18 protein-coding genes are annotated in these 17,195 nt (G+C 55.8%); 11 read left to right on the forward strand and 7 right to left on the reverse strand.

The window, feature by feature from the left end; translation table 11 throughout:
- Positions 1–121: 121 nt before the first annotated feature.
- The 3 genes from OMR58_RS17060 to OMR58_RS17070 all read right to left on the reverse strand — a co-directional run bounded on the left by OMR58_RS17060 (position 122) and on the right by OMR58_RS17070 (position 1,206).
- Positions 122–427, reverse strand: a complete 306-nt coding sequence (locus OMR58_RS17060; RefSeq protein WP_105590745.1) for a PsiF family protein — start codon at positions 425–427, stop codon at positions 122–124.
- 134 nt (positions 428–561) lie between these two features.
- Entirely contained in the window at positions 562–822 is a 261-nt protein-coding gene (gene iraP / locus OMR58_RS17065) for an anti-adapter protein IraP (RefSeq protein WP_105590744.1), read from the reverse strand.
- A gap of 219 nt (positions 823–1,041) precedes the next feature.
- On the reverse strand, positions 1,042–1,206 hold the full coding sequence (locus OMR58_RS17070) for a hypothetical protein (RefSeq protein WP_172606523.1): 165 nt from the start codon (positions 1,204–1,206) through the stop codon (positions 1,042–1,044).
- Between the two features lie 297 nt (positions 1,207–1,503).
- Here OMR58_RS17070 and OMR58_RS17075 point away from each other — a divergent pair, with 297 nt between their 5' ends.
- On the forward strand, positions 1,504–4,584 hold the full coding sequence (locus tag OMR58_RS17075; RefSeq protein ID WP_279355980.1) for a beta-galactosidase: 3,081 nt from the start codon (positions 1,504–1,506) through the stop codon (positions 4,582–4,584).
- On the opposite strand, the gene OMR58_RS17080 is transcribed toward OMR58_RS17075, so the two are convergent.
- Positions 4,573–5,793: a multidrug efflux MFS transporter gene (locus tag OMR58_RS17080; RefSeq protein WP_264546476.1), complete on the reverse strand. Its 1,221-nt coding sequence runs from the start codon at positions 5,791–5,793 to the stop codon at positions 4,573–4,575. The genes OMR58_RS17075 and OMR58_RS17080 overlap by 12 nt on opposite strands.
- A 220-nt stretch (positions 5,794–6,013) precedes the next feature.
- Positions 6,014–6,226, reverse strand: a complete 213-nt coding sequence (gene cspE, locus OMR58_RS17085) for a transcription antiterminator/RNA stability regulator CspE (protein WP_105590741.1) — start codon at positions 6,224–6,226, stop codon at positions 6,014–6,016.
- 429 nt (positions 6,227–6,655) lie between these two features.
- Here cspE and OMR58_RS17090 point away from each other — a divergent pair, with 429 nt between their 5' ends.
- From OMR58_RS17090 to OMR58_RS17100, 3 genes are all read left to right on the forward strand, one after another.
- Positions 6,656–7,327 carry a MarC family NAAT transporter gene (locus tag OMR58_RS17090; protein WP_264546477.1) on the forward strand — a complete coding sequence of 224 codons (672 nt, stop codon included), beginning with the start codon at positions 6,656–6,658 and terminating at the stop codon, positions 7,325–7,327.
- Between the two features lie 238 nt (positions 7,328–7,565).
- Positions 7,566–7,811: a biofilm development regulator YmgB/AriR family protein gene (locus tag OMR58_RS17095; RefSeq protein ID WP_105590739.1), complete on the forward strand. Its 246-nt coding sequence runs from the start codon at positions 7,566–7,568 to the stop codon at positions 7,809–7,811.
- Between the two features lie 280 nt (positions 7,812–8,091).
- The gene (locus tag OMR58_RS17100; RefSeq protein ID WP_234472008.1) at positions 8,092–8,625 is read left to right on the forward strand and encodes a redoxin domain-containing protein; all 534 of its coding nucleotides are present in this window, start codon (positions 8,092–8,094) and stop codon (positions 8,623–8,625) included.
- 27 nt (positions 8,626–8,652) lie between these two features.
- Here OMR58_RS17100 and OMR58_RS17105 read toward each other — a convergent pair whose 3' ends face one another.
- Positions 8,653–8,949: an I78 family peptidase inhibitor gene (locus OMR58_RS17105; protein WP_264546478.1), complete on the reverse strand. Its 297-nt coding sequence runs from the start codon at positions 8,947–8,949 to the stop codon at positions 8,653–8,655.
- A gap of 431 nt (positions 8,950–9,380) precedes the next feature.
- On the opposite strand from OMR58_RS17105, the gene OMR58_RS17110 reads away from it, so the two are divergent.
- From OMR58_RS17110 to OMR58_RS17140, 7 genes are all read left to right on the forward strand, one after another.
- A complete protein-coding gene (locus OMR58_RS17110; protein WP_200547580.1) occupies positions 9,381–10,037 on the forward strand; it encodes a CPBP family intramembrane glutamic endopeptidase in 657 nt (218 codons plus the stop codon).
- 143 nt (positions 10,038–10,180) lie between these two features.
- On the forward strand, positions 10,181–11,749 hold the full coding sequence (locus tag OMR58_RS17115) for an ABC transporter substrate-binding protein (RefSeq protein WP_264546479.1): 1,569 nt from the start codon (positions 10,181–10,183) through the stop codon (positions 11,747–11,749).
- Positions 11,749–12,816, forward strand: coding sequence for an ABC transporter permease (locus OMR58_RS17120; protein ID WP_105590734.1), 1,068 nt, complete (start codon positions 11,749–11,751; stop codon positions 12,814–12,816). Before OMR58_RS17115 ends, OMR58_RS17120 begins: the two co-directional genes overlap by 1 nt.
- Positions 12,813–13,664, forward strand: coding sequence for an ABC transporter permease (locus OMR58_RS17125; RefSeq protein ID WP_264546480.1), 852 nt, complete (start codon positions 12,813–12,815; stop codon positions 13,662–13,664). The genes OMR58_RS17120 and OMR58_RS17125 overlap by 4 nt, the downstream gene beginning before the upstream one ends.
- Positions 13,654–14,502, forward strand: coding sequence for an ABC transporter ATP-binding protein (locus OMR58_RS17130; RefSeq protein WP_264546481.1), 849 nt, complete (start codon positions 13,654–13,656; stop codon positions 14,500–14,502). Before OMR58_RS17125 ends, OMR58_RS17130 begins: the two co-directional genes overlap by 11 nt.
- Entirely contained in the window at positions 14,495–15,160 is a 666-nt protein-coding gene (locus OMR58_RS17135; RefSeq protein WP_200547583.1) for an ABC transporter ATP-binding protein, read from the forward strand. Before OMR58_RS17130 ends, OMR58_RS17135 begins: the two co-directional genes overlap by 8 nt.
- A 112-nt stretch (positions 15,161–15,272) precedes the next feature.
- Complete coding sequence (locus OMR58_RS17140) at positions 15,273–16,853, forward strand: ABC transporter substrate-binding protein (protein WP_264546482.1); 1,581 nt, start codon at positions 15,273–15,275, stop codon at positions 16,851–16,853.
- A gap of 65 nt (positions 16,854–16,918) precedes the next feature.
- On the opposite strand, the gene OMR58_RS17145 is transcribed toward OMR58_RS17140, so the two are convergent.
- Positions 16,919–17,113 carry a hypothetical protein gene (locus OMR58_RS17145; RefSeq protein ID WP_200547585.1) on the reverse strand — a complete coding sequence of 65 codons (195 nt, stop codon included), beginning with the start codon at positions 17,111–17,113 and terminating at the stop codon, positions 16,919–16,921.
- Positions 17,114–17,195 lie beyond the last annotated feature (82 nt).

The raw sequence follows: 17,195 nt of genomic DNA on the forward strand, positions 1-17,195 counted from the left end.
CGTCAGTGCCAAAATTGAAGAAGGGAAAAAGGGAATGATTATCGGTTTAATAGCGGTTTAGATAAGCGGCCTGAGTGGCCGCTTAATATAGAATGGCCCTGTATACTTGTCTGGAAGAAGGTTAACTTTTCTTCAGACAGGTACTCATAAAGGCTTTACGCGCGTCGCCCTTCAGTTCTTTTTGGCTTGCGTCAGCATTGCAGGTTTTCATTTTCATCTGCTGTGGCGTCATACCCTCAGCTTTCGCGTCTTTTTTCAGGCAGTTACTCATAAAGGCTTTACGCTCATCGCCCTTAAGCGCTTTCTCACCAGCTTGTTGATTGCATACCGTCATTTTTTGCTGCTGTGCGGTTTTCTCAGCGGCTCCCGCATAGCCCGCCGCGACGGCTGATAGCATTAAAATCGCGATCGTCATTTTCATCTTCATACTCTTCCCATCCCTTATTGTTTTCAGTACGGGTAAAGTGTGGCACGGCTTTGCTATTCGGCGAGGAAAAGTGCTGAGATTTGCATTCAATATCACAGCGACAGGCAGTAGCGCCGTCGTCGCTGGTTAAATAATTACTGGCGGGGGTGATTCAGCAAACGTTGAATATAGCTTTGCAGCAGCGTGAGATCTTCCGGATGCTGTTGTTCCCCGGTTGAAGCCGTCTGGATTGCCGAGTTGATACTCTCATTGATCTGTCGCAGCTGTTCTGCATCCGTTTTACGTAACAGAGCCGTTACGACAATCTCTAATGCTTCCACCTGGGCAACCAGTTCTTTGGATTCCGTTTCTTTTTCTGCAAGCCTGATCAGTAATTCTGCAATGAGATTTTTCATGCGACTGTCTCAGCAAGGTAAAGCAAGACGGTAACACTGGTTTAAATAAAAGAAAACAGTATTCGCTTTATATTTTCGTTACTTATGCACTGAAAAAGAGCAAATAATCATTTTTAATTATTCGAAACGTTTCGCTGAAATTTATTGGAATGAAAACAAGAGAAAGGAAGATGCAGGACAGACCCCGAAAGCCCAAACGGCCTCCGGGGTCATCGGTGATTAACGGCCCGGACCCATAAATCCACCGTGAGGACCGCCGCCGCCGCCCCAGCCACCACCACCGCCTCCCCAACCGCCGCCACCACCGCCCGGAGGAGGGAACAGGCATCCACTGAGCGCTGCCACCAGCGCGACGATACTCGCCGCCTTAAGAATACGAATCATGTTAAAACCTCACGGGTCACAATATGAGGATGCCCTCCTCATTTCTCCCGCGATAGTAAGCGCCGCCTGGACCGCTCACAATGCAGAATAATCCGGTTAGCGGCGCTTTTTACTCGCCGTAACCGCGCTTAACGATTTCCTGTTAATTTCTGCGCACAACCCTGCCCTGGACACACATGCTATTCGCTTTCACCAGATTTAATTGCCGCGATCCACCTCGCATTCCCTGGGATTTTCACTTTACAACAACATCGATTCGCGACAATGTGAGCGCATAACATTGATGAGGTTTTGACCATGACCGATCGCAATCCGCTTTCTCTACAGCAGCTGGTATCTCTCCGTTACTGGGAGAACCCGGCCGTCACCCAGATCAACCGCTTACCCAGTCATCCTCCTTTCGCCAGTTGGCGCAACAGCGAGTCCGCTCGCCAGGATCTCCCCAGTCCGTCGATCCAGTCTCTGAGCGGTGAGTGGAAATTTAGCTACTTTAACCGGCCGGAAGCGGTTCCGGATAGCTGGATCGCAGACGACCTTGGTTCAGCCGATCGCGCCACCGTGCCGTCAAACTGGCAGCTTTCCGGTTACGATGCACCAATTTATACGAATGTGCAGTATCCAATCCCGGTCGATCCACCGCACGTTCCTGCGGAAAACCCTACCGGTTGTTACTCGCTCACATTCAACTGCTCTGCCGACTGGCTGCAAAGCGGACAAACGCGGATTATCTTCGACGGCGTGAACTCCGCCTTCTATCTGTGGTGCAACGGTACGTTTGTCGGTTATTCGCAGGACAGCCGATTACCCGCCGAATTCGACCTCAGCGCCGTGCTGCAAAGTGGCGCAAATCGGATTGCGGTGATGGTGCTGCGCTGGTGCGACGGCAGCTATCTGGAAGATCAGGATATGTGGCGGATGAGCGGCATTTTCCGCGACGTCAGCCTGCTGCATAAGCCCTCGGTTCGCCTGCAGGATGTTCAGATCGAAACCCGCCTGAGCGCAGAGTTTCACAGCGCCGACTTGCGGGTGCTGGCGGTCTGCTCGGAGCAGGATGCACGCGACCACCAGGTTGAAGTGACGCTGTGGCAGCAGGATACGCTGATTGCAGAACACCGCCAGGCATTAGGTAGTGCCGTTATTGATGAGCGCGGCAGCTACACCGACCGTACGCTCCTCAGCATCAATGTGCCACGGCCGCTACTGTGGAGCGCGGAAACGCCGCATCTTTACCGTGCCGTGGTTACGCTGCTTAACGCCAGCGGTAACCCTCTTGAAAGTGAAGCGTATGACGTCGGTTTCCGTCAGATCGCGGTAGAAGGCGGGCTGCTGAAGCTTAACGGCAAGCCGCTGCTGATCCGCGGAACTAACCGACATGAGCATCATCCAGATCGCGGACAGGTGATGGATGAGGAAACAATGATCCGCGACATCGCACTGATGAAGCAGCACAATTTCAATGCCGTACGCTGCTCGCACTATCCTAATCACGCCCTCTGGTATCGCCTGTGCGATCGCTTCGGCCTGTATGTGGTTGATGAAGCCAATATTGAAACCCACGGTATGCAGCCGATGAATCGCCTGTCTGACGATCCGCAGTGGTTCAATGCCTTCAGCGAGCGCGTCACGCGTATGGTGCAACGCGATCGCAACCACGCCTGCATTATTATCTGGTCACTCGGTAACGAATCCGGCCACGGCAGCACGCACGATGCGCTTTATCGCTGGATTAAAAGCCACGATCCGAGCCGTCCGGTGCAGTATGAAGGCGGCGGTGCCAATACCGCCGCCACCGATATCATCTGCCCGATGTATGCCCGAGTGGATCAGGATCAGCCGTTTGAAGCCGTACCAAAGTGGTCGCTGAAAAAGTGGATTGGCCTGCCGGAAGAGCAGCGCCCGCTGATCCTGTGTGAATATGCCCACGCAATGGGCAACAGCCTCGGCGGATTTGACCGCTACTGGGCGGCGTTCCGCCAGTTCCCACGCCTGCAGGGTGGATTCGTCTGGGACTGGGTCGATCAGAGCCTGACCCGCCATGAGGCGGATGGCAGCAGCTGGCAGGCCTACGGCGGCGACTTCGGCGATACGCCTAACGATCGCCAGTTCTGTATGAATGGCCTGGTCTTTGCCGATCGCACACCGCACCCTTCCCTGTTTGAGGCCCAGCGCGCCCAACAGTTCTTCCAGTTTGCCGTGGAGAGCTATGCCCCGCTGACACTGCGGATTACCAGTGAATATCTGTTCCGCAGCAGCGATAACGAAACGCTGCGCTGGTCTATTGAGCACGAGGGTCAGCGGATAGGTGGAGGAGAGCAGGCTCTGGAACTGGCCGCGGAACAAAGCATCAGTCTGGTACTGGGCGATCTGCCTGCACTGGCCGGAGAACTGTGGCTGCGGGTCGAAGTGATCCAGCCAGCTGCCACGGCGTGGTCACCCGCCGGGCACCGCATGGCATGGGACGGCTGGCGCCTGCCGGCTGCCCTCTCGCTGCCGCGATCCCGGAAAAATCTTGAGCGCCCCCGGCTTACCGAAACCGCTCAGCGGTTCGACGTACAGCACGGTGAACAGCGCTGGCAGTTCAGCCGCAGCAGTGGCGAGCTGACGCAGTGGCTTCGTGGCGATAAACCGCAGCTGCTCTCCCCGCTCTCCGATCTGTTCGTGCGTGCGCCTCTGGATAATGATATTGGCATTAGTGAGGTCACCCGCGTCGATCCCCGTGCATGGGTTGAACGCTGGCGGCGGGCCGGTTACAACCAGCTTGAGCCATTACTGATTAGCCTGCAGGCGGATGAACTGAGCCACGGTGTGCAGATCGCCAGCATCCACGCCTGGCAGGCCGCGGGGGAAACGCGCTTTATCAGCCGCAAACGCTATCTGTTCGACGGTGAAGGCAAGCTGAGCATCGAGGTTGAGGTGGATATTGCCGCCGGGCAGCCGGAACCGGCACGTATCGGCCTGCGCTGTCAGCTGGCGGAAGTGGCAGAGCACGCCAGCTGGCTGGGACTGGGGCCGCACGAAAACTATCCCGATCGGCGGCTGGCCGCAGAGTTCAGCCGCTGGCAGCTACCGCTGGCAGAACTCTGCACCGCCTATGTCTTCCCGGGGGAGAACGGGCTGCGGGGCGGCACCCGTGAACTGGAATACGCCGGACTCAAGGCTGAGGGAGATTTCCACTTCTCGCTGAGCCGCCACAGCGTCGAACAGCTCCGCGATACATCACATCGCCACCTGCTGCGTGATGAACCGGGATGCTGGCTGATCCTTGACGGTTATCATATGGGCATAGGCGGCGACGACTCCTGGAGCCCGAGCGTTAACCCGGACTTCCTGCTGTCTGCCAGACAGTACCGTTATCAGCTAACGCTGTCACTGGCCTGACGTTACGCCGCCTGCGCGATTGCTACGCGGGCGGCGGTAAACCCAGATCAGCTGCACGGTGTTCACCAGCACCACAGCGGCCGTTGCGGCAAATACCCAGCGGAACCCGCCGACGGCTGAAATACCCGAGCCCATCAGCGGCCCAACTACGTTGCCCAGATACATAAACGACTGGTTGTAGCCAAAAATTCTGCCGGTCACCCGGTCGCTGCAATAACGCAGCAGCAGGGTCTGTACGGCAGGCATCATCGCGCCGTCGGCAAAGCCCAGCAGGAAACGCAGGATACCCAGCTCAAGGGCACTGTTGGCCCACGACATGCCGATAAACAGCAGGATGGATAAGATCAGAGACGCAAAAAGGATGCGCTGCGCGCCGATGCGGTCGCCGAGTTTGCCCAGCGAAGGTGCGGACAGTAGCGCGGAAACTCCGGGGATCGCCGCAACGACACCGCTAAGAAAAGCAATATTCTGCACGTTCGGTTCAAGTTCGCGCACAAACAGCGTCAGAATCGGACTGATCGACCCGTTGCACAGCTGAATAACCAGAGTGGTAAAAAACAGGCTAATAGTCAGCGTTGGCCACGGCAGGGTGCGGAACACCATGCTGCCGCTGAGATTGTCTTCTTTCTTGACCCGAATGACGCCGCTCTCTTTAATCAGGAACAGCGTGATCAGAAAGCTTATCAACAGCAATCCTGAGGTAATGATGAATACCGCCCGCAGCCCGATCCAGTCCGCCAGCAGTCCCCCCATCAACGGCCCCATAATCACCCCGCATATTTGCGCGGTGGATACCATGCTCATTGCCCAGCCGCTGCGTTCACGCGGTACCTGTGCCGCCACCAGCGCCATCGCGTTCGGTATATAGCCTGAAGTCAGCCCCATCAATGCACGCAGTGCCAGCAGTTGCCAGACGTTAGTAACAAAAGCCTGGAGCAGGATCACCACGCCCATACCGAGCGAAGCACGCAGCAGCATCAGCTTGCGCCCCTTTCGATCGGCAAGGCTTCCCCACATCGGCGACACAATCGCTGAAACCAGGAAGGTGATACTGAAAATCAGCCCGGACCACAGCGTCAGCGATGCGGGATCGGTCACACCAAGCTGCTCAACATAGAGGGGAAGAAACGGGATTATCTGACTGATCGCCAGCCCGGTAAACAGACAGCCAAACCAGACTGAGATTAGATTAACCTTCCAGGATTCCATCGGACTGCACTTGCGGCCTTATAGCAACATCACGAGCGACAAGTGTAACAACTGTCAGCAACGGAGTGAGGGCAAATAAGGTGATGGACATCACTTCAGAATTTTCTACTAACACGAGTGGCGCTTCAGGCCTGAAAACGCAAAAAACCCGCCGAAGCGGGTTTTTTAACTTTCATCATCTCAGGCGTTAAACGCAGAGCTGATGAAAAGAGTGACTATCTTACAGTGCAGTTACGTTAGCAGCTGCTGGGCCTTTCTGGCCGTTTTCGATAGTGAACTCTACTTTCTGACCTTCTTCCAGAGTCTTGAAACCGTTGTTCTGGATTGCAGAGAAGTGTACGAAAACGTCTTTGCTGCCGTCGGTTGGGGAGATGAAGCCGAAACCTTTCTCAGCGTTGAACCATTTTACCAAACCAGTCATTTTGTTAGACATGAGTCTTTCCTTCAATTATGTAGTAAGCCACGGGGGCACAAGGTTTTTCAACAGGGGATTACTATGAGGCACTCAAGAAGGAAGTCAGGAATAAGCTGTGTAACGCTTTAACTGCAGACTGCTTTACTAAAATTGCTCGCATACGTGGGTCTGTATCAAAACCAACGGACGCATTTACGCATAACACTGCTCCGGGTTCAAGAGAAATAAAAACAAAAAAACAAAAAAACAATCAAAGCCATGATTTAGATATCAATTTAACTGCCTGTATCACGCCAGTCATTTTGTCTTCTTATCTTCATTCTGCTTTTCATGTCTCAGGTCATTTTTTGTCAACGGGATAGATCAGGGTTAATGTAGGCTTCCTTTTCAGGTCGACGATTGTGCATGACAAATGACCCAGTCTGTATTCAATGAGGATATTACAGGATGCTTGAACTGATTAAGGCCGTGGGCCTTGGCCTGGTAGTACTGCTGCCCCTGGCAAACCCACTGACGACAGTCGCCCTGTTTTTGGGGCTGGCCGGTGACATGAACTATCAGGAGCGTAACAGGCAGTCGCTTCAGGCGTCTGTCTATGTGTTTATTATTATGGCCGTTGCCTACTACGCCGGTAACGTTGTCATGGATACCTTTGGTATTTCAATTCCCGGTTTACGTATCGCTGGTGGACTGATCGTTGCTTTTATCGGTTTCCGTATGCTTTTCCCTCAGCAGCAGGCAGGGCATTCAATGGAAGCCGAACACAAAATGGATGAAATGAACGAACATAAAAGCGTCAACATCGCTTTTGTCCCGCTGGCGATGCCCAGCACCGCAGGGCCGGGGACCATTGCGATGATCATCTCAACCGCAGCAACGATTCACAGCGGCACCACCTTTGCTCCCTGGGTGATTACCGTTGCCCCCGTACTGACCTTTTTTGCCGTCAGCCTGATTCTGTGGGTCTGCCTGCGCAGCTCCGGCGCGATCATGCGTCTGGTCGGCAAAGGCGGTATTGAAGCCATCTCGCGCCTGATGGGCTTCCTGCTGGTCTGCATGGGTGTGCAGTTTATGATCAACGGTACGATTGAAGTGATTACGACCTATCACGCAGGATAAACTCACGTTCCCTTCCGGGCAGGTTCGCTGCCCGGAATATTTTTCAGGGTGCCTGGAAATATTTCTGTCTGTTACTGGCATTCCGGCACCGCACATCTACAGTTTACAGAATCTCCGGTCATCTTTTTCAGGTAACGGGAGCGGACGTTTTTTGCCCTACTCTCTCGTATTCACAACAACATTATGATTCCACGGAAGCTGCTCCGCGCTTCAGTGGATGCGTCTGTGGAGGTTTATCATGGCTTATCACGTTCAGGGCGCAGGCCGCGCAATTACCGACTATTTTAACAGCCCGGCTTTCCAGGCTCCCAGAGAAAGCGAACTGCTGGAAGCGATCATGATGGAACTTATGCAAAACGGGAAACCACTCAGCAACGACGCGATTATTGCCAGCGTCATCGCCCGACTGGAAGGAGAAGCCGATGAAGCCATACTCCAGGGATATCGCAACCTGTTGACGCAGATTTTCAACGGCAACAAATAAACAGAATACGCCAGCCTCAAAACGCTGAGCCGCCGCTCTGTCTGTCACGAAAAAAAACCCGCACACGGCGGGTTAAAGACGAGCATTGCATATCTGGAGTGACGAGGAAGTCACGTTGTGTGCAGCAAGATACTGCCATCAGCGCGTTGCAGGATGATGACAGCGCAAACCCGCCTGCCCGTATGGGGAATATTCCCTATACGAATGTTTACACGGCAAACGATTGTTATTCGGCATAGCGTCATTAAGATATGCGCCGAAGGCAGGCTGGAGATGGCAGATGAATAACTGGTATAACGTTCTTATTAACCGCTTTAAAAAGGTCGGTCTTTACCTGCTATTACCTCTTCTATCCCTTATTTTGATCATCCGACTGGTCGATGGTATTCGGGCTCCGGACCTGCCCGCCGATTTCGCCAGCCAGCCGTTGCATACCATTGATGGCAGAGACCTGACGCTCGCGGAACTCAGCGAAAAAAAGCCGCTGCTGGTGTTGTTTTGGGACCGCTGGTGCGCGGCCTGTCACGACACCATCCCTTTGATGATCAAACTCAACGATAAACGCACCAACGTGCTCACCGTCGCCAGCATGTCGGGAGATGACATCAGCGTTGTACGCTATCTGAATGGGCATCATTTCAATCTGCCGGTGGTCAATGACAGTAACGGCAGTCTTGCCGCTCACTGGCAGGTCACCAGCAAACCTACACTGCTTGTTGTCGCGAAGGGGGAAGTGGTCAGCACCAGCAGCGGCTGGACCAGCAACACCGGCGTACTGTTGCGCCTGTGGTGGGTGAGGAAATGGCAGTACTGACTGGCCTGTACGACCAGCCAGCATCGATCAACCGCAGTAGACTTTAGTAATGTTGCCCTGCTGATCGCCTAAGAAGTTAATGCGATTCAGATTAAAGTCCATGGTCACGGCAGAATTGTAAGGGATCGCGCGCACCGGCTTCTCGAAGCGCAGCGTTTCCAGCGCGGTAAGTGGCTTACCAACATACTGCTGCAGTTCCGATGCGCCACAGCGATCCATTTCCGGGTCAACCGGCGCATTCGCCGCCGTTTTCTGGCCAGACGACTGGCAGCCTGCCAGCGCCATCAACGCCGCAACGAACGCTATTTTTCCATAGTATTTCACTGTTCCTGCTCCTCTTTTCGCGTAGATAATCGGCAAATTGAGTTAAAGATTAACAGATTAACGCCATAATGCGCAGGTAAAAGAACGGATGATTATCCGTCATCTTTAGCCTCCCTGAGCACGCATCGTTCATAAAATATCCAGACTTTAGCTATAATTTTAGGAGTTTTCCCAAAGAGGAGATTCTTATGGAACTGGCAATTTTTGTCACCTTTGCCGTCATCATGACGCTGGTCGCGGTGAGAGTCCGCTAACATCCTCCCGGCCCCGGCGCAGTTTACCGGGGCAACCGATAGCACAATCGTCGCTTCCCCGGTCACAGGTTTTTCCCCACGAAAACTTAACCCGCTTTGCTATGACGCTCCCCAAACTCGACAGTGCTCGTAACAGTTGTTAACATCGAAAAAAACCTTCCGTGACAGGTTGTTGCCATGAATACCGCTCCCGACAGAGTGTCCCAAACCCTGCTCTGCGCCGGGATGTTGATTATCTGGTACGCCATTACCCTGCTGGTAAGATACCTGCCCAACCACGCCATGCTGGTCAGCAGCGGCCTGCTGATGCCGGTGCTCTGCACGCTGGAATTTGCCGTTCTGATCCCGCTCTTCCGCTGGTACAGGCGTCATTACGGCGATATTCACGTCGGAAAACTCTTCCCACGTCAGGTGATGGTGTTCAGCGTGCTGCTGATTCTGCTGCTGGTCAGCCAGGCCTTTTATATGCAGCGTGAGAGCTGGACGGGCGGGCAGTTTAGCGGTAATGCAACCAGCTCAATACTGTTCGCGCTGGCCGTGGTTCTGCTGGCACCGGTCTACGAAGAGATTCTGTTTCGTGGTTATTTAATGCAGGGATTTTTACTGTGGGCTCCGCGCCAGCGGGTTGCCTGTTCGGTGCTGACCTCCCTCGCCTTCGCCGCAATCCATACACAGTATGCCCATCTGCAAACGCTGATCGCGCTGGTTGCCCTGTCGCTGCTGCTCTGTGCCGCGCGACTGGTCTCCGGCGGTTTGAAGTTACCTATTTTCCTGCATATGCTTAATAACCTGCTTGGCGTTGCCCCCTGGCTGTGGCTGACCTTCAGCCGCTAGCGTAATCGGTTGCATACAGGACAAGGTTATAACCTTTCGACTCCTCTTATAACTTTCGCGCATATCGATAGCGAATAATCTACTATTGCTCTTATCGGTTGTTCACTTACACTCGCGAAAAAAATGTAAGGCAAGGAAACGTCATGAAATTTACAGTCCCCTCAGTTATTGCACTGGCGCTGGCGGCATCCTTTGCCGCAACGGCGGCGACCCCCGCTGACACGCTGGTCATTGCGCAGTCTATCGATGATGCCAACAGTTTCGATCCGGCAGACGGTTTTGAACTGACCTCCGTGCAGGCATTTACCAACCTTTATCAGCGTCTGGTTCAGTCCGATCCGCAGAATCCGACCGATCTGAAGCCGACGCTGGCTACCGAGTGGAAGCCCGGCAGCGATAATCGCAGTATGACCTTCACCCTGCGTGATGGCGCGACCTTCTCTTCCGGCAACCCTTTACGCCCGGAAGACGTGATTTTCTCGCTCTCCCGCGTGATTAAGCTGAACCTCGATCCATCCTTTATTCTGGCGCAGCTGGGCTGGACCAAAGATAACGTCGACTCGCATCTTAAAAAAATCGACGATAAACACGTTCAGATGAGCTGGACGGCGGATGTCAGCCCGACCTACGTGCTGAGTCTGCTGGCGGCTCCGGTTTCATCGATCGTTGATGAGAAAACCGTATCGGCCAATGTGCAAAACGGCGACTTCGGTAATAAGTGGCTGGCCCAGCACTCTGCGGGCAGCGGCCCTTATCAAATCCGCAAATACGTGCCGCATGAAGTGGTGCTGCTCAGCGCTAACCCAAGCTCTCCGGCCGGTGCGCCTAAGCTGAAAAACGTGCTGATTAAAAACGTACCGGAACCGGCCGCTCGCCGTCTGCTGCTGGAACAGGGCGACGCCGATATCGCGCGTAACCTGGGTGCCGATCAGATCGCCTCGCTGAAAGATAAAGCGGGCGTAAAAACCCTCGCGGTGCCGATGGCCTCGCTGTACTACGTGCAGTTCAATATCGATGCCAATCCGGTGCTGAAAAACCCGGCCCTGTGGGAAGCTTCACGCTATCTGTTCGACTATAAAGGCATCGCCAACGACCTGCTGAAAGGCCAGTTCCAGGTTCACCAGTCGTTCCTGCCGGAAGGCTTCCTCGGCGCGCTGAACGATAATCAGTTCACCTACGATCCGGAAAAAGCCAAAGCGATTCTGGCGAAAGCCGGGCTGAAAAACGTCAGCTTTAAACTGTCGGTCAGCAACCAGCCGCCGTACCTGGATATTGCGCAAGCCCTACAGGCCAGCTTTGCGAAAGGCGGTGTGAAGGTCGAAGTGCTGCCGGGGATCAGCTCAGAAGTCGCGACCCGAGTGAAAGCGCATCAGTATGAAGCCACGCTGAACGCCTGGGGCGCTGACTACTTCGATCCGAATACCAACGCCGCCGCCTTTGCCTACAACCCGGAAGACGGCAGTAAAACGCTGGCGTGGCGCTCTAACTGGCATATCCCTGAACTGAGCAAGCAGACGCTGGCCGCCACCGCTGAAAGCGATCCGGCGAAGCGCGTTGAGCTGTACCACAAAATGCAGCGTGAAATTCAGCAGAACTCACCGTACGTCGTCGGCCTGCAGGCGCGTAACCTTGTTGCCCTGCGCGATAATCTGAAAGGCTACGTTCAGGGGATCAACCCGGACATGGTTTACTACAGCCAGGTCAGTAAGTAATGGCGGCACCTGCTGCTCAGGATCGTGTACCGCGTCAAAGCGGTACACGGCTGTTCTGGCGCCGCAGCAGCGGTGCCCTCAGCGTCGTGATTTCGCTGGTGGTAACGCTGCTTGGTCTGCTGGTGTTCACCTTCGGTTTATCTCATCTTTCCCCTGTCGATCCGGTGCTGCAGATCGCCGGCGATCACGCCAGCGAATCCACCTATGCACAGGTCAGGCGCGATCTTGGACTCGACCAGCCATTGCCGATGCAGTTCTGGCACTATCTGGAACACCTGGTACGTGGCGATCTCGGCATTTCCAGTATTACCAATCAGCCGGTAGCCAGCGATTTACTGCGTACCTTCCCGGCCACCATTGAACTCGCGACCTGTGCGATGATCTTCGGCGCTATTTTCGGCATTTCTCTTGCGCTGCTGGCGGCGTGGAAGCCGGGTAGCCTGCTGGATAACGTCGCGCGGCTGATCTCCCTGCTGGGCTATTCAGTACCGGTGTTCTGGCTTGGATTACTGGGTCTGCTGCTGTTCTATGCGGTACTGCACTGGTCGGCAGGGCCGGGGCGGCTGGATGATATCTGGATTTATACCCTGGAACCGAAAACCGGGCTGGTGCTGATCGACAGCCTGCTCTCCGGCGACCCGGAAATGTTCCGCAACGCCATCGCCCACCTGTGGCTACCGGTGGTGGTGCTGGGGCTGCTGTCGATGGCGACCATTACCCGTCTGCTGCGCGCTGCGCTGCTGGAAGAGAACAGCAAAGAGTACGTGACGCTGGCGCGGGCAAAAGGTGCCAGCCGGGGACGCATCCTGCTGCTGCACATTTTCCCTAACGTGCGGGGAACGCTGATTACCGTGCTGGCGCTCTCCTACGCCACGCTGCTGGAAGGCTCGGTACTGACTGAAACCGTCTTTGCCTGGCCCGGCGTGGGACGCTACATGACCACCGCGCTGTTCGCCTCCGATACGCCCGCGATCCTCGGCTCGACCCTGCTGATTGGCGGCTGCTTTATCGTCATCAACGCGCTGGCTGATGCGCTCACCTACCTGACCGACCCGAGGACACGATGACGCAGGCTCTTGATTCCGAAACGGTAAAACCGTTTAAAAAACGGCGAAATATCACCCTGACCATTGGCCTGACGCTGGTCGGGATACTGATTTTTGCCGCCCTGTTCGCACCGCTGCTGGCACCTTTCGATCCGAACGTGCAGGAAATGGCGGTGCGCCTGATGCCGCCTTCGGCCAGCCACTGGCTGGGCACCGACGGCTTTGGCCGCGATCTGCTCTCCCGCGTGATTTACGGTGCGCGCCCGACGCTGCTGCTGGTGTCACTGATTCTGGTGCTGACCATCCCGGTGGGGATGTTAATCGGTATCAGCGCCGGTTACCTCGGCGGCTGGAGCGAGCGCGTGCTGATGCGCATTACCGATATTTTCCTTTCGCTGCCTAACTTGGTGATTGCACTGGCGCTGGTCGCGATGATGGGGCCAGGACTGATGAACGGTGCGCTGGCGCTGGCGCTGACCAGCTGGCCGCCGTTTGCCCGCCAGGCGCGCGCGGAAACCCTGGCACTGCGCCGCAGCGACTATCTGGCCGCCGCGCGGATGCAGGGTATTAACGGCCTGCGCCTGATGTTTGGTCATATTCTGCCGCTGTGCCTGCCGACCGCCGTTGTGCGCGCGGCCCTCAGCCTCGGTGGCATTATTCTTTCCGCCGCCGGTCTGGGCTTCCTCGGTATGGGCATTCAGCCACCTACCGCGGAGTGGGGATCGATGGTGGCCGAAGGCAGTAAAGTGATTTTCGACCAGTGGTGGGTCGCTGCCGTTCCCGGCGGTGCCATTCTGTTTGCCAGCCTGGCCTTTAACCTGACAGGCGACGGCCTGCGTGACCGACTGGATACCCGTAATGCTGACTAATGCTGATGCGCCGATTGTGGCGGATGGCCTGACGATTTCCGCACCAGGCGGCGCGGCGCTGGTAAAAAATATCAGTTTTACCCTTGGCCGCGAGCGCGTGGCGCTGGTCGGTGAATCCGGCTCCGGTAAATCGCTGACCGCCCGCAGCCTGATGGGCCTGCTCTCCCCTTCCCTGCGCCTGCAGGCGCGCACGCTGAGTATCGCCGGTGAAAATGCACTGACCCTGAGCGAGCGTCGCTGGAGTCAGCTGCGCGGCAGCCAGCTGGGCATGGTGATGCAGGACCCGAAGTACGCGCTTAACCCGATGCGCACTATCGGCTGGCAGGTCGCGGAACCGCTCAAGCTGCACGGCCATTTTAGCCGCAGCGACATTAAAGAGAAGGTCTGCGATATCCTCTCAGCGGTAGGGCTACCGCAGCCCGTACAGCTGATGCAACGCTATCCCCACCAGCTTTCTGGTGGGATGGGCCAGCGCGTGATGCTGGCGATGGCGCTAATCGCTGAACCGCGCTTCCTGATTGCCGACGAGCCAACTTCCGCGCTCGATCACGCGATGCGCGATCAGGTGCTGGGGCTGATCCGCCAGCTGGTGGAAGATCGCAATATGGGCCTGCTGCTGATCAGCCACGATTTACAGCAGGTATCCGAACACTGCGAGCGAGTCATGGTGATGTATCAGGGCGATATTCTCGACACCCTGCCCGCCGCTGATTTACCGCACGCCACGCATCCCTATACCCGAACGCTGTGGTCCTGTCGGCCAAATAAATCCACCCATGGTAAACCGCTACCTGTGCTGGATCGCGCCGCGCTGATCGGGGGAGTTAAACATGATTGAGTTAAACCAGCTCAGCGTGGCTCACCGCCAGGGTTATGAGCTGCGCACCGTGGTGGAAGATGTCACCCTGTCGGTTAACGCCGGTGAGTGCTTCGGCCTGGTCGGCCCGTCCGGCTGCGGTAAATCTTCCCTGCTGTGGGTAATGGCCGGGCTGAATCCGCACTGGCAGGGCACAATGCGGCTGGCGGACCATCAGGCCGAGCCGGGTAAAGCTTTTACCGGCCAGCTGCGACGCGACGTGCAGATGGTGTTTCAGGACCCCTACGCCTCGCTGCATCCTCGACATCGCCTGCGACGTACGCTGGCCGAGCCGCTGAAGCTGCTTAAGGCGGATAATATCAACGATCGCATCGACGACGGTTTTCGCCACGTTGGACTGGACCCGGCGATGGCCGATCGCTATCCGCACCAGCTCTCAGGCGGTCAGCGCCAGCGCGTGGCTATCGTCCGCGCGCTGCTGTTAGAGCCGAAGATACTGCTGCTGGACGAGCCGACCTCCGCGCTGGATATGTCGGTACAGGCGGAGATCCTCAACCTGCTTAATCAACTTAAGCAGCAGGATCATCTGACCATGGTGCTGGTGAGTCACGATCCCGATGTTATCGATCATATGTGCGATCGCGCGGTGCATATGGATAAAGGCAGGATCGTCGGCTAAGCCGTTGATCCGTCAATTATCTTTATCAGCTAACCTTAGTCAGATCCGGCATTTCCGATCGCGCATGACGCGCCTATAGTCCTGATATATCCCACGATTTCAGGACATCATCATGCGAAAAATTGCTCCTCTGGCGCTGGCCTGCGCCCTGGTTTTCGGACACACGGTGCAGGCGGCAACGCCTGCCGATACGCTGATTGTCGCCATCTCGCTTGATGGCATTATCAGCTTCGATCCGGCAGAAAGCTTTGAAACGGTCAGCAACAGCAGCCTGATAAATGTTTATCAAACGCTGGTGACGCCGGACATCGACGATCCGCGCAAACTGGCCCCTTCACTGGCCACCGAATGGCAGGCAGGCAGCAGTGAGCACAGCCTGCTGTTTACGCTAAAGCCTGGCGCGAAGTTCGCCAGCGGCAATCCGGTGACCAGCCAGGACGTGATCTACTCGCTCACCCGCGCGGTGAAACTGAATAAAACCCCGGCGTTTATCCTCGCGGAGTTTGGCTGGACGCCGGAAAATATCGACACCCAGTTTACGCCGCACGGCGACAACCAGATTGAAATCCGCTGGACCACACCAATCGGTCAGGATCTGGCTCTGCGCCTGCTGACCTCGCCGATCGCCTCGGTGGTGGACAGCAAGCTGGTACAGCAGCATGCACAGGGCAATGACCTGGGTAACGGCTGGCTGCACACCCATTCCGCCGGCAGTGCCGCCTATACGATAAGCAATTATGTACCGCAGCAGGCGCTGGTGCTGGAACAGAATTCGTATGCGCAAACCCCGCCGCACCTGAAGCGGGTGATCCTGAAGAGCGTCACCGACGCCGGTTCGCGGCGGCTGCTGCTGGAAAACGGCGATGTGGATGTGGCCTACGACCTCGGTGCCGATCAGTTCGCTACCCTCAAACAGCAGGGTAAGGTTAACGTCGCCAGTTTCCCTTCCAGCCTGATTTATTATCTTGGCTTCAATACCCAGGACAAACAGCAGCCCGCGCTGGGAAACCCGGCGCTGTGGCAGGCCGCACGCTGGCTGGTGGACTACAAGTCGATTTCTGAACAGCTACTGAAAGGCCAGTATCAGGTTCATCAGACGTTTTTGCCCGCAGGCTTTGACGGCGCACTGACCAACGAACCGTTCCACTATGATGTGGAAAAAGCGAAATCCATTTTGGCGAAGGCAGGCATCAAACCGGGCACGCGCTTTGCTCTGACTATCGTCAATCAGCCGCCTTACAGCGATGTGGCACAGGCGCTGCAGGCCAGCTTTGCGAAAGCGGATATTCATCTGGATATTCAACCGGTCGCGGAAGCCGAGCTGTGGAGCAAGATGCGCGGCCGCAACTTCCAGTCGATCTTTATTTACTGGGGCGCGGACTACGTGGACGCCAACAGCAACGCCAGCACCTTCGCCTATAACGTTCCCGGCGGGCCAAAAACCCTGGCCTGGCGCGTTGGCTGGACGATACCTGATCTGAGCGCACGTACGCGAGAAGCGGCCGCCGAAAGCGATGTGAAAAAGCGTACCGCGCTGTATCAGCAGCTACAAACGGATATCCAGCAGAACTCACCGTACGTAGTGACACTACAGGGGCAGAAACAGGTTGGACTGGGCAAGCAGATTCAGGGGGCGTATCAGGGGATTGGCGTTAGCTTGCTCTACTTCGACCGCGTGAGTAAGAAAAGCTAGAACACGCCGTGAGAAATAGCGGGTATGGCGACTGCCCTACCCGCCAGGATAATCGGCTACGCCACTCAGGAGATAGCAGAATCCGAGGAGTGCTTGTGCTTATCCGCTTCAAAGTGAGCCTTAAACTGCTCATAAATCGAGATCATATTGCTGGCATCACCCTGTAACGGACTGAGTTTACCGGCTCTGACCAGTTCAATAACCAACTGAAGGGCAGCCTGCTTCGGGCTGCTGGATGGATGTGCAATTTCGTTCGACATAATAATCCCGCTAACACAGTGAAAAGCGAACTTTAGCAAGTTTAGCCGCCTTTCGTTACCCTTTTTGCAGCCTGAAAGCCCG

Origin of the sequence: Erwinia sp. INIA01, assembly GCF_025947915.1 — a bacterium.
GTDB lineage: Bacteria > Pseudomonadota > Gammaproteobacteria > Enterobacterales > Enterobacteriaceae > Erwinia > Erwinia coffeiphila.